Below are 14630 nucleotides of genomic sequence, written 5' to 3'. Positions count from 1 at the left end.
CCACCCGTGGGGGGCGCCGGAGGCCGTGATCCCGCCCACCCTCCCCGCACGCACCACCCCGGGCGGGCTCAGCCCTCCAGGACGGCGGCGCGCACGGCGGCCGCGAGGCGCTCGGAGCGCACCCGCACGGCGGCGCGGTCCACGACGAGCTCGACCACGCGCACCCCCGCCGGGCGGGCGGCGAGGGCGGCGGCCGCCTCCTCGCGGGTGGCGGGGCGCACGTGCGGCACCCGGTAGGCCGCGCAGAGCGCGGCGACGTCGACCCCGTGCGGGGTCGCCACGACCCGCTCGAAGGTGGAGCGGTCGACGGCGGTGGCGTGCTCGAGGGTCTCGAAGATGCCGCCGCCGTCGTCGTTGACGAGCACGACCGTCAGGTCCGGGCGGGCCTCGGCGGGCACCGGCAGCAGCGCGTTGACGTCGTGCAGGAACGCCAGGTCCCCCACGAGCAGGCGGGTGGCGCCCCGGGCCAGCGCGACGCCGCACGCCGTGGCCAGCGTGCCGTCGATGCCGGCCAGCCCGCGGTTGGACACCGTGGCCACCTCCGCGGGGCGGGCGGCCAGGTCCACGTCGCGCACCGGGTTGCTGGCGGCGACGACGAACCCGGAGCCGTCCGCGGCGCACGCGCGCACCACCTCGCGGGCCGCCCACGGCCCGCTGAGCTCCCGCTCGCCGTCGAGGACGGCGTCCACGGCGTCGGCGGCCAGCTTGCCGGCGCGGTCCCAGCGGGCGGCGAACTCCTGCTCGGCGGCCCCGGGCGGGCCCTCGGCGCGCACCGCGGGCAGCACCCGGGCCGCGCGGAAGCCGGCGTCCGGCCAGGTCCCGGACGGGCTGACGACGACGAGCTCGACGTCGTCGCGGGCCAGCAGCCGCGTCACCGGCCGCGAGAGCGTGGGGTGGCCGAAGAGGACCACCCGCTGCACCGCCCCCAGCGGCCCGTCGGGGTCGGCGGCGTCCAGCAGCAGCCGGTAGGGGCCTACGGCCCGCTCGCCGGCGCGGGCGCCCGAGCTCGGCTCGGCCAGCAGCGGCCAGCCGGCGGCCTCGGCCAGCTCGCGGGCCGCCGCGCCGGTGCGCGCGTCGGGGGCGTCCCCGGCCAGCACGAGGGTGCGCGGACCGCGGGCCAGGGCGACCGGGAGCGCCGCGGGCGGTGCGGGGACCCGGGTCAGGCCGCGCTCGCCGTCCGGCAGGTCCTGCGGGGAGGGCGTCAGCGGGTCGGAGAAGCCGACGTCGAGGTGGACGGGACCGGGGCCGTCGCCGCGCGCGCCGAGCGCGGCCGCGACCGCCCGGGAGACCACCGAGCGCCAGGCCGGCGCCTGCCGCAGCGGGTCGACGGGGGCGGGCAGGTCGGCGCTGTAGCGCACCGACGGCAGGAACATGCGCGCCTGGGCGTCGGCGGTCTGGCTGGCGCCGGAGCCGCGCAGCTCGTGCGGGCGGTCGGCGGAGAGCACCACGAGCGGCACGCCGGCGTGGGAGGCCTCCAGGACGGCCGGGTGCAGGTTGGCGACCGCGGTGCCGCTGGTGGTGACGACGGCGACGAGCTCCCCGGCGCGGGCCAGGCCGAGCGCGAGGAAGCCGGCGCTGCGCTCGTCGACGCGCACGTGCAGCGCCAGCCGGCCCGCGTCGGCGGCGCGGGCGGCGGCGTAGGCCAGCGGCGCGCTGCGCGAGCCGGGGCTGAGCACGAGGTGGCGCAGGCCCAGGCGGACGAGCGCGTCGACGAGGACCGTCGCGAGGGCGGTCGAGGGGTTCACCCCTCCATGGTGCGCCCCGCGCGCTGTGGCAACCTGCCGCGGGTGGACACCACTCCCCCGGCGGGCCCCTCGATGGAGGAGGTGCTGGCCTCCTGGAGCGGCGGGAGCCTGCTGCACCGGATGGGCATCGAGTTCGTGCAGATGAGCCCGCAGCGCGTCGTCGCCACGATGCCCGTGGCGGGCAACACCCAGGTCGCCGGCTACCTGCACGGCGGGGCCAGCTGCGTGCTCGCCGAGACGCTGGGCTCGGTGGGCGCGCTGCTGCACGTGTGGCCGGGCGGGCTGGCGCTGGGCACCGACATCAACGCCACCCACCACCGCTCGGTGCGCGAGGGCGTGGTGACGGGGGTGGCCACGGCGATCAGCCTGGGCCGCACGCTGTGCAGCCACGAGGTCGTGATCTCCGACGAGCAGGGCCGGCGGGTGTGCACCGCGCGCATCAGCAACTACGTGCGGACCGCGGAGCAACTGGGCCGCTGAGGGGCCGCTGAGGGGCCGCTGAGGCCGCTCAGCCGCCGGCGCCCGCGGCCAGCACCGCGTGGCAGTCCGCGATGCGCCGGCGCCACCACGCCTCGCGCCCCGGGTCGGCCCGGTGCCGCTCCAGCAGCTCCCGGTCGGCGCGGGCCGGCCCGACCGGCAGCGCGCCGTCCACCGGCAGCAGCGGCCGCGCGCTGACGTCGGCGGCCAGCAGCGCCGCCGTGCCGAGCCCGCAGGCGTGCGGCAGCTGCGGCAGCGCGGCCGCGAGCGCGGTGCCCGCCGCCAGCCCGACGCTGGTGTCCAGCGCGGAGGAGACCACGACGGGCAGCCCGCAGGCGGCAGCGACCTCCAGCGCCCGCGCCACCCCGGACAGCGGCGCGACCTTGACGACGACGACGTCGGCGGCCTCCAGCCCGGCCACCCGCAGCGGGTCCTCCGCCTTGCGCACGCTCTCGTCGGCGGCCAGCGGCACCGGCGTGCCCGCGGCGGCCAGCCGGCGGCGGACCTCGGCCATCTCCTCCAGCGTCGCGCACGGCTGCTCGGCGTACTCCAGCCCCACCTCGCCGAGCGCGGTGAGCGCCTCCAGCGCCTGCGGCACGCTCCAGCCGGCGTTGGCGTCCACCCGCACCCGCCCCGCCGGGCCGAGGACCTCGCGCACCGCCCGCACCCGGGCGAGGTCCTCGGCCAGCCGGGTGCCGAAGGGCGCCCCGGCCTCGGCGACCTTCACCTTGGCCGTGCGGCAGCCCGGGAACGCCGCGAGGACGGCGGGCACGTCGTCGGCGGGCACGGCGGGCACGGTGGCGTTGACCTCCACGCGCGTTCGCCGGGGAGCGGGCAGCCCCCGCCAGGCCGCCTCGACCCCCGCCGCGAGCCAGCGCGCGGACTCCGCGGGCCCGTACTCCAGGAACGGGGCGAACTCCCCCCAGCCGGCCGGGCCCTCCAGCACGACGGCCTCGCGCTCGGTGATGCCGCGGAAGCGGCGCCGCAGCGGCAGCCGGACGACGGAGGCGGCCTCGAGCAGGTCGGTCAGCGGTGGCAGCACCCCTCCAGCATCCCCGGGCTAGGGTCGGGGGTGTGTCGGCCCTTCCCGGTGTGAGCGAGACCTTCGACCCGGCGGCGTGGGCGGAGGTGCCCGGTTTCGAGGACCTCACCGACATCACGTACCACCGCAGCGTCGTCGAGGGCCCCGCCCGCGGGACGGTCCGCATCGCCTTCGACCGCCCGCAGGTGCGCAACGCCTTCCGGCCCGGGACGGTCGACGAGCTGGCCCGCACCCTCGACCACGCCCGCCGCACCCCCGACGTCGGCTGCGTGCTGCTCACCGGCAACGGCCCCAGCCCCAAGGACGGCGGCTGGGCCTTCTGCTCCGGCGGCGACCAGCGCATCCGCGGCCGCTCCGGCTACCAGTACGCCGAGGGCGAGACCGCCGACAGCGTCGACACCGCGCGGGCGAAGGCCGAGGGCGGGCGGCTGCACGTGCTGGAGGTGCAGCGGCTCATCCGGTTCATGCCCAAGGTCGTCATCGCCGTCGTGCCGGGGTGGGCCGCCGGCGGCGGGCACAGCCTGCACGTCGTCGCCGACCTCACCCTGGCCAGCGCCGAGCACGCCCGCTTCAAGCAGACCGACGCCGACGTCGGCTCCTTCGACGGCGGCTTCGGCTCGGCCTACCTGGCCCGCCAGGTAGGCCAGAAGTTCGCCCGCGAGATCTTCTTCCTCGGCCGCCCCTACACCGCCCAGCAGGCGCACGAGATGGGCATGGTCAACGCCGTCGTCCCGCACGCGGAGCTGGAGAGCACGGCGCTGCAGTGGGCGGCGGAGGTCAACGGCAAGTCCCCCACCGCGCAGCGGATGCTGAAGTTCGCCTTCAACGCCGTCGACGACGGCATGGTCGGCCAGCAGGTGTTCGCCGGGGAGGCGACGCGGCTGGCCTACATGACCGACGAGGCCGTCGAGGGCCGCGACGCGTTCCTGGGCAAGCGGGAGCCGGACTGGTCGCCCTTCCCCTGGTACTTCTGAGCGCCCGGGTCCGTCCCCTGCCCGGCGCCCGTGGAACGCACGTGTAAAACCTGCATCACGTCCACGTTGCGCTCCGCCGACGGCCGCGCGACGGCCCTACCGTCCGAGGATGGACTGGATGGGGGCGGCGGCGGCCGCGGGCCGGATCGCCGGAGCGAGCGCCGGGGCGTCGTCCGCGGCCACGCGCGCGGAGGAGACCCTCGCCGAACTGCGCACGCTGATCCCCTACACGGGGACCACGCTCGGCGCCTGGGACCCGACCCGGGGCCGGCACGTCACCGTCGCGGGGTCGGGGTACCGCGACGAGACCGCCGAGAGCCTCAACGGGAAGGGGTTCCTGGCGGACAAGATCGGCCAGGTGGTCCTCGGCCGGGGACGGCCCACCCGGTGGCGCGACCTGCCCTTCGCCCCCGAGAGCTCGCCGTTCTTCGAGCGGACGCTGGCCCCGTGCGGCTTCTCCGAGGGGATGGCGGCACCCCTGTTCGCCACCGACGGCGCCTACGTCGGCCTGCTCAACGTCAACACCGACTCGGCCCGCCACCCCGACGACGCGGCGGTGGAGATGGTGCACCTGCTGTCGGCGCGGTTCGCCGAGGTGGTGCGGGCCCTGGTCGCCGGGAGCGACGCCCCGTCCGGGGCGGTGGCCGCCGGGGAGTTCCCCGAGCACCGCGTCGTGCTGTCCGGCCTGGGCGACTGCACCTCGCTCGACGCGGGGTGGTCGCCCTCGGAGGAGCTGCGCACCGCGCTGTCCGGGGGACCGGCCGAGGTGGCGGGACGCTTCCTGGTCTGGGAGCGCGGGCAGCGGTGGCCGTGGCACGTGGCGGTCGACGAGGCGGTCCCCGCCCTGCCCGTCACCGCACGCCTGGCGCAGCGCCCCGTGCCCGGCGGGCTCTCGCGCCGCGAGCTGCAGGTCCTGCGCGGTGTGGCGGACGGGCTGACGAACCAGGAGGTGGCCGCCGCCCTGCACACCAGCCCCCGGACGGTGTCCACGCACGTCGAGCACGTCCTCGCCAAGCTGCAGGTGCGCACCCGGACCGAGGCCGCGACCCGCGCGCACCGCGAGGGACTGCACCTGAGGGAGGCCTGACCGGTGGGCTGGGCCGAGGCCAGCCGGGCGGCGGGACGCATCGCGGCCGCCTGCAGCGCGACGGGTCCGGCCCGCACCAGGGCTGAGCACGCCCTGGCGGAGCTGCACGCCCTGGTGCCCTACACCGGGGCGTCGCTGGCCCGCTGGAACGGCACCCGGCACGTCCTGGTCGCTCAGGCCGGCTACCAGGCGCAGACGCTGGCCGACCTCAACGGACCGGTGTACCTGCGCGACCCGATGTGGCACGTCACGTCGGCGCGCCGCGTCCCGACCCGCTGGCAGGACCTGCCCTTCCCCGCCGAGCGGTCCCCGCTGTACCGGGAGAGCCTGCGCCCGCACGGGTACCGCGAGGGCATGACCGCCCCCTTCTTCCGGCCCGACGGCGGGTACGCGGGCATGCTGACGCTGAACACCGACTCCGCCGCCCACCCCGACGACCCGGCGGTCGAGGTGCTGCGGCTGGTCTCACCGCGGTGGACGACGGTGCTGGCCGGCTCCGGCGACGAGCCGCCCGCCGACCCGGAGCACCAGCCGCTGCGCATCGCCGTCTCGAACGCCGGCGACTGCACGGCGCTCCGGGCCGCGCAGGTGCCCGACGAGCTGCTGGAGGCCGCGCGCCGGCTGCGGGACCGCGCCGGCGGCTTCGCGTGGGTCCCCGGTCACCGGCTGCCCTGGCGCTTGCGGGGCGAGCCGTCCTCCTCGCCGGGCATCGCCTCGGTGGTGCGGTGCGAACCGGCGCCCGTCCCGGGCGGCCTGTCCCGCCGTGAGGTGGAGGTCCTGACCGGGCTGGCCTCAGGGGCGTCCAACGAGGAGATCGCCCGGGACCTGCACGCCAGCCGGCGCACCGTCTCCACGCACGTGGAGCACGTGCTCGCGAAGCTGGGTGTGCGCAGCCGCACCGAGGCCGCTGTCCTCGCCCTGCGCGAGGGGGTGCTCGCGCTGCTCTGACCTCGCCGACCGGTCGGCGGCGAGCCCGGCGAGCAGCGCGGTGGCGGCTGCGCGGGCGACGGCCTCGGCACGCCGCCCCGCCGCGACGTCGCGGGCGCACCACCGCACCAGGAGACCGGCCCGGCGGGGCAGGCGCGTCGCGGCCAGGACGGCGCCGGTGACCTCGGGCAGGTCGGGGCGGGGCAGGACGGGGCAGGACGACGACCGGTCCCCGACCAGGACGGCGACCGTCCCCACCGCATCCCAGACCCCGCCTTCCGCGCCGCGCGGCGGCAGGTCCGTGCGGTCCAGGGCGAGCAGCTCCCTCGAGGCCCCGTGCACCCGCAGCTCGGTGGTGGCGCCGCCGTCCACCGGGCCGGTGGCCGGGTGCCGGGCGACCGACTCGGCGACGACGACCGCGGCCCCCGCGGCCGCCTCCACGGTCGTCCGGGTGTGCAGCCGCGCGCCGGGCAGCAGCAGCCGCGGCTCGGAGCAGTGCTCCAGCACCGCTCCGGCCCGCGCTCCCAGCCACAGGTCCTCGACCACCCCGCGCGGCGGTCCCGACGCCGGCGGGTGCACGAGGACGGCGCCCTGACCGCGGACCTCGACCACGACCCCGCCGGCGGACACCCGCTGCCGCCACCGGTCGCCGTCGTGCAGGCCTCCGCCGGCCTGCTGCACGACGAGCCGGCCGCTCGGTGCGCCGGTGGTCCCGGCGGCGGGGAACACCCGGCCCACCACGAACGGCCAGCGGGCGACGCGGCGGTCCAGGCGCACCCGTCCTCCCGCGCCGGAGAACTCCAGGTCGAGGTGGCTCGGAGCCTCCTCGCTCACCCGAACAGGACCTCGCGCTCGAGCAGGTCGGCCACCTCGCGCACCCCCGCCCCCGAGCGCAGGTCGGAGGTCAGGACCGGCCTGCCCCCGCGCACCTGGTGCGCCTCGGCGATCATCCGGGCCACGTCGGCCCCCACGTGCGGGGCGAGGTCGGTCTTGTTGACCAGCAGCAGGTCGGCCCGGACGACCCCCGGTCCGCGCTTGCGCGGGATGTCGTCGCCCCCGGCGGTGTCGATGACGAAGACCCAGAAGTCGACCAGGTCCCGGGAGAACGTCGAGGCCAGGTTGTCCCCACCGCTCTCCAGCAGCACCAGCTCGGTGCCGGGGTGCTCGCGCTCGAGCCGTTCCACGGCGGCCAGGTTCAGCGACGGGTCCTCGCGGATGACGGTGTGCGGGCAGCCGCCGGCCTCGACGGCCAGCACCCGGGTGGGGTCGATGAGCCCGGACGCGCGGACGCGCTCGGCGTCCTCGGTGGTGACCAGGTCGTTGGTGACGACGCAGACGCTGCGCCCGCGCCGGGCGAACTCGGCCAGCAACCGCTCGACGAGGGCGGTCTTGCCGCTGCCGACCGGCCCACCGATCCCCACCCGGGCAGCGGTCGTCGTCGGCGGCGGGTTCTCCAGGACGGTCATCGCAGCAGGTACCTCCGGTTGAGCGGGACCCGCCGGGCCGGCGGGGCGTCGAGCAGCACGCCGTCGGCGCGCACCTGGTAGGTGCGGGGGTCGACCTCGACGTGCGGCAGGTGGTCGTTGCGGACCATGTCGGACTTGCGCAGCCCGCGGACGGAGTCGATCGGGACGCACGCCTTGCGCAGCCCGAGGCGGTCGGCGACCCCGTCCTCCAGGGCCAGCCGGGAGACGAGGTTCAGGCCCAGCTGCGACGGGGCGCGGCCCAGCGCTCCCCAGTTGGGCCGCTGCAGCACGGGCTCGGAGGAGGAGATGCTGCCGTTGGCGTCTCCGAGGGCGGCCCAGGCCACGTACCCGGCCTTGAGCACCATCGCAGGCTTGACCCCGAAGGACTCCCGCGGCCACAGCACGAGGTCGGCGAGCTTGCCGGCCTCGATCGAACCCAGCAGGTCCCCGGCCCCGATGGATATCGCCGGGTTCACGGTGTACTTGGCGACGTAGCGCTTCACCCGCTCGTTGTCCGCGGCCCGGGTGGTCTCCTCCGGCAGTCGCCCGACGCGCTCCTTCATGACGTGGGCCAGTTGCCAGCAGTTCGCGATGTTGTCGCCGACCCGCCCCATCCCCTGGGTGTCGCTGCCGAAGATGGAGATCGCGCCGGAGTCGTGCAGGAAGTCCTCGGCCACCATGGTCCCCGGCCGGATCCGCGCTTCGGCGAAGGCGACGTCGACCGGGGAGGACGGGTCCATCAGGTGCGCGATCATCGTCATCGGGACCCCTTCCTCCAGCGCGGCCGGGGTGAAGGGGTTCGTCGGGTTCGTCGAGGCCGGGACGACGTTGGGCAGGCCCACGCAGCGGATGACGTCCGGGGCGTGCCCGCCACCGGCACCCTCCACGTGGTACATGTGGATCGTCCGGTCGCCGATGGTGGCCAGCGTGCGCTCGGCGAAGCCGAACTCGTTGATGGAGTCGGTGTGCAGGTGCACGGCGAAGTCCGCCGCGTCGGCCGCGCGCAGCGTCGCGTCGATCACGGCGGGGCTCGCCCCGAAGTCCTCGTGGATCTTCACCGCTCCCGCGCCGCCGCGCACCGACTCGGTGACCGCGGGGGCGTGCGAGCTCCCCCGGCCGAAGGCGACGACGTTCACCGGCAGGTCGTCGGCCCCCTGCAGGAACCGGCCGAGGTTGTGCCGGCTGCCCGAGCCCACCTCGAACGCCGGGCCCGGGGAACCGCCGATGAGCGTCGTGGTCCCCGTCGACAACGCGTGGTCCGCCTGCTGCGGGGAGATCAGGTGGGCGTGCGTCTCGATGCCGCCGGCCGTGACGACCATGCCGTGCGCGGGGATCGGTGTGGTGAGGTGGCCGACGAGGAGGTCGGGGTGCACCCCCGGCATGAGGTCGGGGTTGCCGGCCTTGCCGATCCCGACGATGCGGCCGTCGCGGATCCCGATGTCGGCCACGACGACGCCGGCCACGGCGTCGACGACGAGGGCGCCCGTGATGACGTGGTCGAGCGCCCCGTCGCGCCAGGTCGCGGTGGGCCGGTAGCCCTCCCCGTCCCGCACGGTCTTGCCCGCCCCGGCCAGCAGCTCCCAGCCCGGCCGGGTGAGGTCGTCCTCGACCTCGACGAGCAGGTCGGTGTCGCCGAGCCGGACCAGGTCTCCCGTGGTCGGTCCGTGGACGGCGACGCGCTCGGCGCGGTTCACGGTGCTCACGCGTCGGACCCGGTGAACCCGGTGAACCCCTGGGCCGTGGCGCGCCGGACGGCCTCCTCGTAGGCGCCGGGGGCGTCCAGCGGTCCGTCGACCAGTCCCGCGAAGCCGTGCACGACCCGGTCCCCGGCGAACGGGACGAGGTCGACCTCGACGACGACCCCCGGCTCGAAGCGGACCCCCGAGCCGGCCGGGACGTCGAGCCGGCGACCCCACGCGGCCCGCCGGTCGAACTGCAGCGCCGGGTTCACCTCGAAGAAGTGCGTCAGGCTGCGCACCTGCACGTCCCGGTCCCCCGAGTTCACGACGGCCACCCGCACCCGGTCGGCATCGGGGAACAGCTCCAGGTCCGCGGCGCCGTCGGGAACGACCACCTCCCCCGGCGTGACCGCGCCCTCCACGACCGGGACCGGGTCGAAGACGGCCATGAGCTTGGTGCCCTCGGCGAACGGGGCGTCGACCATGACGACCCGGCACATCTGCGCCACCCCGGGCTCGACCTGGTCGGCGCGCAGCAACCGCCCGGCCCGGTCGCGGACGTCGACGTAGTCCTCGTCGCGGCGGGCGGCCTGCATCACCTCGTCGCTGATGTAGGCGACGACCTCGGGGAGGCTCAGCAGAACGCCCTCGCGCAGGTTCCGGCGGGCGAACTCGGCCGCGGTGAACAGGGTGAGCCGTTCCATCTCGGTGGGGGTGAGGTTCACGTTTCCGTCCTGTGGGGAGAGGGGTCAGCCGGCGAACATCCGGCCGTCGCCGACCGTGCGCGCGGCGAGGACGTCGAGCAGCGGGGTGGACGTGGAGGGTTCAGGGGGTGACGGGCCGCGCAGGACCTCGGCGGCCACGGCGTTGCCCGTGGCGATGACCCGCTGCGCACCGAGGTGACCGCACAGCCCCAGCCGCAGGCCGGCCGCGGCGAGCTGGCTGACCAGGTTCCAGGCGCTGACGGCCTCGACCTCGTCCGGGTCGAGGCCGCCTGCCCGCAGGCACACGGCCTGCACGGTCACCAGGTGCCCGGGTGAGCGGCCCGCGTCGACGAGCGCGGCGAACTCGACCGCCTCCGGCACGCCGAGGGCGACGTGGGTGCCGAGCGCGGCGCGCCCGGCCCGCCGGGAGGCCCGGCGCAGCTCCTCGACGGTGGCCGAGGTCTCCACGTCGTGGTCCACGGCCAGGGCTCCGGCCAGTCCGGGAGCGCGGGCGCAGCGGGCGAGGAAGACCCGCTCCGTCAGCGCCCAGCGCCCCCGCAGGACCGCCACGACGAAGGTGCGCAGCCCGTCCTCGTCGAGGACGTGCCCGGCGTGCACCGCCGCCTCGAGGCCTCCGGAGAAGGCCAGGCCTCCGCTGGGGAAGGCGCTGTCGCCCAGGGCGAGGACCCTCAGCAGGGCGGCGGGGTCCACCTCACGGACGTCCCACCGCGGCCCACTCGACGCGGCCCGCGTCGAGCAGCTCCGGCAGCCGGGCCAGGTACTCCTCGACGGGGGCCTGCAGGACCACCTCGAGGTCGCCGCCGTCCGGGTCGTCGGCCAGTTCGACGACCCAGTGCAGGTGCCCGGCGAGGAAGCCGAGCCGCAGCGCCGCCCCCGGGTCCAGCGGCCGCAGCCGCAGCCGTCCCGCTGCGCGGGTCCGGACCACCACGGCCCCCTCCCCGTCGAGCCGCAGCACGGAGCCGTCGGCGAGCCGGGCCCCGCGGGGCAGCGACAGGGCGTACGTCGTGCCGGCACGGGAGGTCAGCCGCAGCCGGCGCCGGGGCAGGTCCTCCTCGGCGACCTCCACCTCGTCCACGGCGCCGCGGTGGCTCAGCGCGTGCAACTGCGCCGCGAACTCGCGCTCGTGCCCGAGGACGGTGGTGAGGGTCCGCCCCACCAGGTCCGGCGCCCCGGTCGTCACCGTGCTCACACCGCCGCCGCGGTGCGCACCGGCGGAGCCGGGAAACCACCGACGGCCGTCTCGTAGGCGTGCGCGACGCGCAGCACGGTGGCGTCCTCGAACCGCCTGCCCACGATCATCATGCCGACGGGCAGCCCTCGGGACAGGCCGGCCGGGACGGTGCACGCGGGGTGCCCGGTCACGTCGAAGGGAGCGGTGTTGACGATCATCGACAGTCCGGTGTCGAGGTACTCGGCCAGCGAGCACCCGGGCTCGGGCAGCGGCCGCGCGACGTAGGGCACGGTCGGCATGACGAGCACGTCGTAGCGCGCCAGGGCCTCGTCGTAGGCCGCGCGGGCGGTGTAGGCGAGGTTGCGGGCCATCGCGTAGTAGCGCCCGCCGCCGGCTTGGAACGTGTGCCGGCCCGACAGGCCGACGAACTTCACGGTCCGGGACAGCTCCGCTCCCCGCTGCACCCGGTTCCGGGCGTAGAACTCCATCAGCTCGGGGTCGTAGAGGCCCTGCGAGCCCATGCCGAACCCGTTGCCGTCGAGCATCTGGTAGGCGGCGCCCTCGGTGCCGACGACGTTCCACACGTGGAAGGCGTCCAGGTGCCACGGGATCGACACCTCCTGGGCGGTCAGGCCCGCGGCCCGCAGGGTCTGCACCGCTTCGCGGACGCCGTCGTCGACCTCCGTCTCGGAGACCGGGTGCCCGAAGCCCTCGGACACCACACCGACGCGCAGCCCGCTGACGTCGTCGTCGAGGGCGGCGACGTAGTCCACGGTCGGCACGGTGGTGGGCTGGCGCTCGTCGAACCCGTCCGGGCCGGCCATCACCCCGAGCATCAGCGCGGCGTCGGCCACCGTGCGCGTCATCGGTCCCAGGTGGTCGATCGTCGACTCGATGGGGAAGGCGCCGGTGTAGGGGACGAGGCCGTGGGTGGGCTTGTGACCCACGATGCCGCTGAACGCCGCGGGCATGCGCACCGAGCCGCCCTGGTCACCGCCGACCGCCAGGTCGGCCTCGCCCGTGGCCACGATGGCCGCGCTGCCGCTGGAGGAACCGCCCGCGTTGCGGGAGGGGTCCCACGGGTTGCCCACCGGCCGGGGCCAGGAGGTGAAGCTGGCGCCCGAGAAGCACAGGTTCTCGCAGGTGGACTTGCCCGTGATGGTGGCCCCGGCGGCCAGCAGCCGGGTCACCACGGTGGCGTCGCGGCCGGGGACGAAGCCCTCCAGGACGGAGGACCCGTTGACCATCGGGACGCCCGCGACGGCCACGTTGTCCTTCACGACGACGGTCCGCCCGGCCAGCGGGCCGTCGGCGGCGCCCTCGATCGAGGTGGTCACGGCCCAGGCGCCCAGCGGGTCGTCGACCGGGACCTGCCACTCGCGCTGCGGCACGGGGGGCTGCGCCTCGCGGTGCAGGCGCTCCACCACGTGCGAGGACACCAGGCCGGCGGCGACGGCGGTCTGGAACTCCGCCACCTCGGCCCCGGTCAGGCCGAAGCCGTAGTGGTCGGACAGCGCGGCGACGGTCGCCGCGTCCGGCGGGGTGAGCGGTCCGGGGACGGGGGTGGTCACGAGTCTCCTCCAGGTCGTCGGTTCGGCGGTCGGTCAGGGAGTCGGTCAGGGAGTCGGTCAGGCGGTGGGCTCGAGCACGGCGTCGAGCAGGGCCCGGGTGGTGTCGGTGCGCGGATCGGTCAGCAGCCGGTCCACGGGGCCGCTCTCCACCAGGTGCCCGTGCTCGAGGACGCCGGCGTGGTCGCACATGTGCTCCACGAGGGCCAGGTGGTGGGTGACGAGCAGCAGCGTCAGCCCGCGTTCTGCCTGCAGGTCCTTGAGCAGGTTGAGCACCTGGGCCTGCACGGAGACGTCCAGCGCGGCGGTGGGCTCGTCGAGCACGACGAAGTCGGGGTCGGTGACGAGCGCGCGGGCGATGCCCAGCCGCTGCCGCTGGCCGCCGGAGAACTCGTGGACGTAGCGGTCCAGGTGGGAGGCCTCCAGGCCCACGCGTTCCACGAGGGCCACCGTGCGGGCGCGGGCCTCGGCGCCCGAGGCGATGCCGTACCGGTGGAGCCCGTAGGCGATCTGGTCCCCGACGGGCCGCCGCGGGTTGAACGCGGAGCCCGAGTCCTGGAAGACCATCCGCACGCGGCGCCGCAGCGCCTGCAAGGTCTTGGGCCGGGCCCGGACGATCTCGGTGCCGTCGAAGTCGACCGAGCCGCCCGTCGCGGGTTCCAGGCCCAGGACCATCCGGCCCGTGGTCGTCTTGCCGGACCCCGACTCCCCGATCAGGCCCCAGGTCTGCCCGCGCCGGACGTCGAAGGACACGTCGTCGACGGCCACGACGTCGCGACCCCCGCCACGTGCCGGGAACACCTTGCGCAGGTCGCGGACGACGAGGACGTCGTCGTACCTGCCCCGTTCCGTCGGACGGTTCCGAGGGCTCACCGGCTCTCCTCCCCCACCGAGGCCAGCACCTCGGCGAACTCGTGCAGACGCCGCTCCTGGCGTGGGACCGACCGTTCGGCCTGGGACAGGTGCAGCCGCGGGACGGCCTTGACCAGGGCCTGGGTGTACGGGTGCTGCGGGGAGCGCAGGACGGCGCCGGCCGCCCCCTCCTCCAGCACCCGGCCACGCCGCATGACGGTGACGGTGTCGCAGACGTGCGAGACGACCCCGAAGTCGTGCGTGACGAGCAGCACCGCTGTGCCGAGCTCGTCGTTCAGGCGCAGCAGCAGGTCCAGGACCTGCTTCTGCACCGTCGCGTCCAGCGCCGTCGTGGGCTCGTCGGCCAGCAGCAGCTCGGGCCGGCAGGCCAGCGCGAGGGCGATGACGACGCGCTGGCGCTGCCCGCCGGACAGCTCGTGCGGGTAGGCCCGCAGCCGGCGCGCCGCGTCCGGGAGGCGCACCAGCTCCAGCGACTCCAGCGCCCGGGTCCGGGCCGTGGCCCGGTCGACGCCCTGGTGGCGCCGGACGACCTCCACCAGCTGGGCCCCCACCGTGAACGACGGGTCGAGGGCGCTGAGCGCGTTCTGCGAGACGAGGCCGATGTGGCTGCCGCGCAGACGCCGCACCTCCTTCTCGGACTTGGTGAGCAGGTCCTCCCCGCGGAACAGGATGCGGCCCGAGGTGATGCGGGCCCGGCGGGTCCCGAGCAGCCCGAGGACGGCCAGGGACGTCACGCTCTTGCCGGAGCCCGATTCGCCGACCAGGCCTCGGACCTCTCCCGGTCGCAGGCTGACGTCGACGTTGGAGACGGCGCGCACGACGCCGCCGTCGGTGTGGAACTCGACGCTGAGGTCTCGGACGTCGAGCAGGTTCTCCGTGGTCTCCTCCGTGGGCAC

The 14630-nt window shown here is 76.1% G+C and carries 14 protein-coding genes and 1 pseudogene; 4 read left to right on the top strand and 11 right to left on the bottom strand.

Annotation, left to right across the window (positions count from 1 at the left end; all coding sequences use genetic code 11):
• Positions 1-68: 68 nt before the first annotated feature.
• Positions 69-1745 (bottom strand): 2-succinyl-5-enolpyruvyl-6-hydroxy-3-cyclohexene-1-carboxylic-acid synthase, encoded by a 1677-nt coding sequence (menD, locus tag ACRYM2_RS11140; RefSeq protein WP_432522336.1) that lies wholly within the window; start codon positions 1743-1745, stop codon positions 69-71.
• Positions 1746-1817: 72 nt separating this feature from the next.
• On the opposite strand from menD, the gene ACRYM2_RS11135 reads away from it, so the two are divergent.
• The gene (locus ACRYM2_RS11135; protein ID WP_432522371.1) at positions 1818-2225 is read left to right on the top strand and encodes a PaaI family thioesterase; all 408 of its coding nucleotides are present in this window, start codon (positions 1818-1820) and stop codon (positions 2223-2225) included.
• A 28-nt stretch (positions 2226-2253) separates the two neighbouring features.
• Here the strand turns inward: ACRYM2_RS11135 and ACRYM2_RS11130 are convergent, their stop codons facing one another.
• Positions 2254-3264, bottom strand: coding sequence for an o-succinylbenzoate synthase (locus tag ACRYM2_RS11130; RefSeq protein WP_432522334.1), 1011 nt, complete (start codon positions 3262-3264; stop codon positions 2254-2256).
• A gap of 50 nt (positions 3265-3314) precedes the next feature.
• Here ACRYM2_RS11130 and ACRYM2_RS11125 point away from each other — a divergent pair, with 50 nt between their 5' ends.
• From ACRYM2_RS11125 to ACRYM2_RS11115, 3 genes are all read left to right on the top strand, one after another.
• Complete coding sequence (locus ACRYM2_RS11125; protein WP_432522333.1) at positions 3315-4238, top strand: 1,4-dihydroxy-2-naphthoyl-CoA synthase; 924 nt, start codon at positions 3315-3317, stop codon at positions 4236-4238.
• Positions 4239-4347: 109 nt separating this feature from the next.
• Entirely contained in the window at positions 4348-5325 is a 978-nt protein-coding gene (locus ACRYM2_RS11120; protein ID WP_432522331.1) for a helix-turn-helix transcriptional regulator, read from the top strand.
• A gap of 3 nt (positions 5326-5328) precedes the next feature.
• Complete coding sequence (locus tag ACRYM2_RS11115) at positions 5329-6273, top strand: response regulator transcription factor (protein ID WP_432522329.1); 945 nt, start codon at positions 5329-5331, stop codon at positions 6271-6273.
• 30 nt (positions 6274-6303) lie between these two features.
• Here ACRYM2_RS11115 and ACRYM2_RS11110 read toward each other — a convergent pair.
• From ACRYM2_RS11110 to ACRYM2_RS11070, 9 genes and pseudogenes are all read right to left on the bottom strand, one after another.
• Positions 6304-7086, bottom strand: a pseudogene (locus ACRYM2_RS11110) (urease accessory protein UreD); the annotation flags it as partial.
• Entirely contained in the window at positions 7083-7718 is a 636-nt protein-coding gene (ureG, locus tag ACRYM2_RS11105) for an urease accessory protein UreG (RefSeq protein WP_432522327.1), read from the bottom strand. The gene ureG and the pseudogene ACRYM2_RS11110, both read right to left, overlap by 4 nt.
• Entirely contained in the window at positions 7715-9421 is a 1707-nt protein-coding gene (ureC, locus tag ACRYM2_RS11100) for an urease subunit alpha (RefSeq protein ID WP_432522325.1), read from the bottom strand. Before ureC ends, ureG begins: the two co-directional genes overlap by 4 nt.
• Positions 9418-10122 (bottom strand): urease subunit beta, encoded by a 705-nt coding sequence (gene ureB / locus ACRYM2_RS11095; RefSeq protein ID WP_432522323.1) that lies wholly within the window; start codon positions 10120-10122, stop codon positions 9418-9420. The genes ureC and ureB overlap by 4 nt, the downstream gene beginning before the upstream one ends.
• Before the next feature lie 24 nt (positions 10123-10146).
• Positions 10147-10812 carry an urease accessory protein UreF gene (locus ACRYM2_RS11090; protein ID WP_432522320.1) on the bottom strand — a complete coding sequence of 222 codons (666 nt, stop codon included), beginning with the start codon at positions 10810-10812 and terminating at the stop codon, positions 10147-10149.
• A 1-nt stretch (position 10813) separates the two neighbouring features.
• Positions 10814-11311 carry an urease accessory protein UreE gene (locus ACRYM2_RS11085; RefSeq protein ID WP_432522318.1) on the bottom strand — a complete coding sequence of 166 codons (498 nt, stop codon included), beginning with the start codon at positions 11309-11311 and terminating at the stop codon, positions 10814-10816.
• Positions 11308-12864 carry an amidase gene (locus ACRYM2_RS11080; RefSeq protein ID WP_432522316.1) on the bottom strand — a complete coding sequence of 519 codons (1557 nt, stop codon included), beginning with the start codon at positions 12862-12864 and terminating at the stop codon, positions 11308-11310. The genes ACRYM2_RS11085 and ACRYM2_RS11080 overlap by 4 nt, the downstream gene beginning before the upstream one ends.
• A 57-nt stretch (positions 12865-12921) precedes the next feature.
• Complete coding sequence (locus tag ACRYM2_RS11075; RefSeq protein ID WP_432522314.1) at positions 12922-13734, bottom strand: ATP-binding cassette domain-containing protein; 813 nt, start codon at positions 13732-13734, stop codon at positions 12922-12924.
• The gene (locus ACRYM2_RS11070) at positions 13731-14630 is read right to left on the bottom strand and encodes an ABC transporter ATP-binding protein (RefSeq protein ID WP_432522312.1); all 900 of its coding nucleotides are present in this window, start codon (positions 14628-14630) and stop codon (positions 13731-13733) included. The genes ACRYM2_RS11075 and ACRYM2_RS11070 overlap by 4 nt, the downstream gene beginning before the upstream one ends.

The sequence above is a fragment of the Kineococcus aridisoli genome (genome assembly GCF_050871885.1).
GTDB lineage: Bacteria > Actinomycetota > Actinomycetes > Actinomycetales > Kineococcaceae > Kineococcus.
This window is presented reverse-complemented; position numbering and strand designations above follow the sequence as displayed.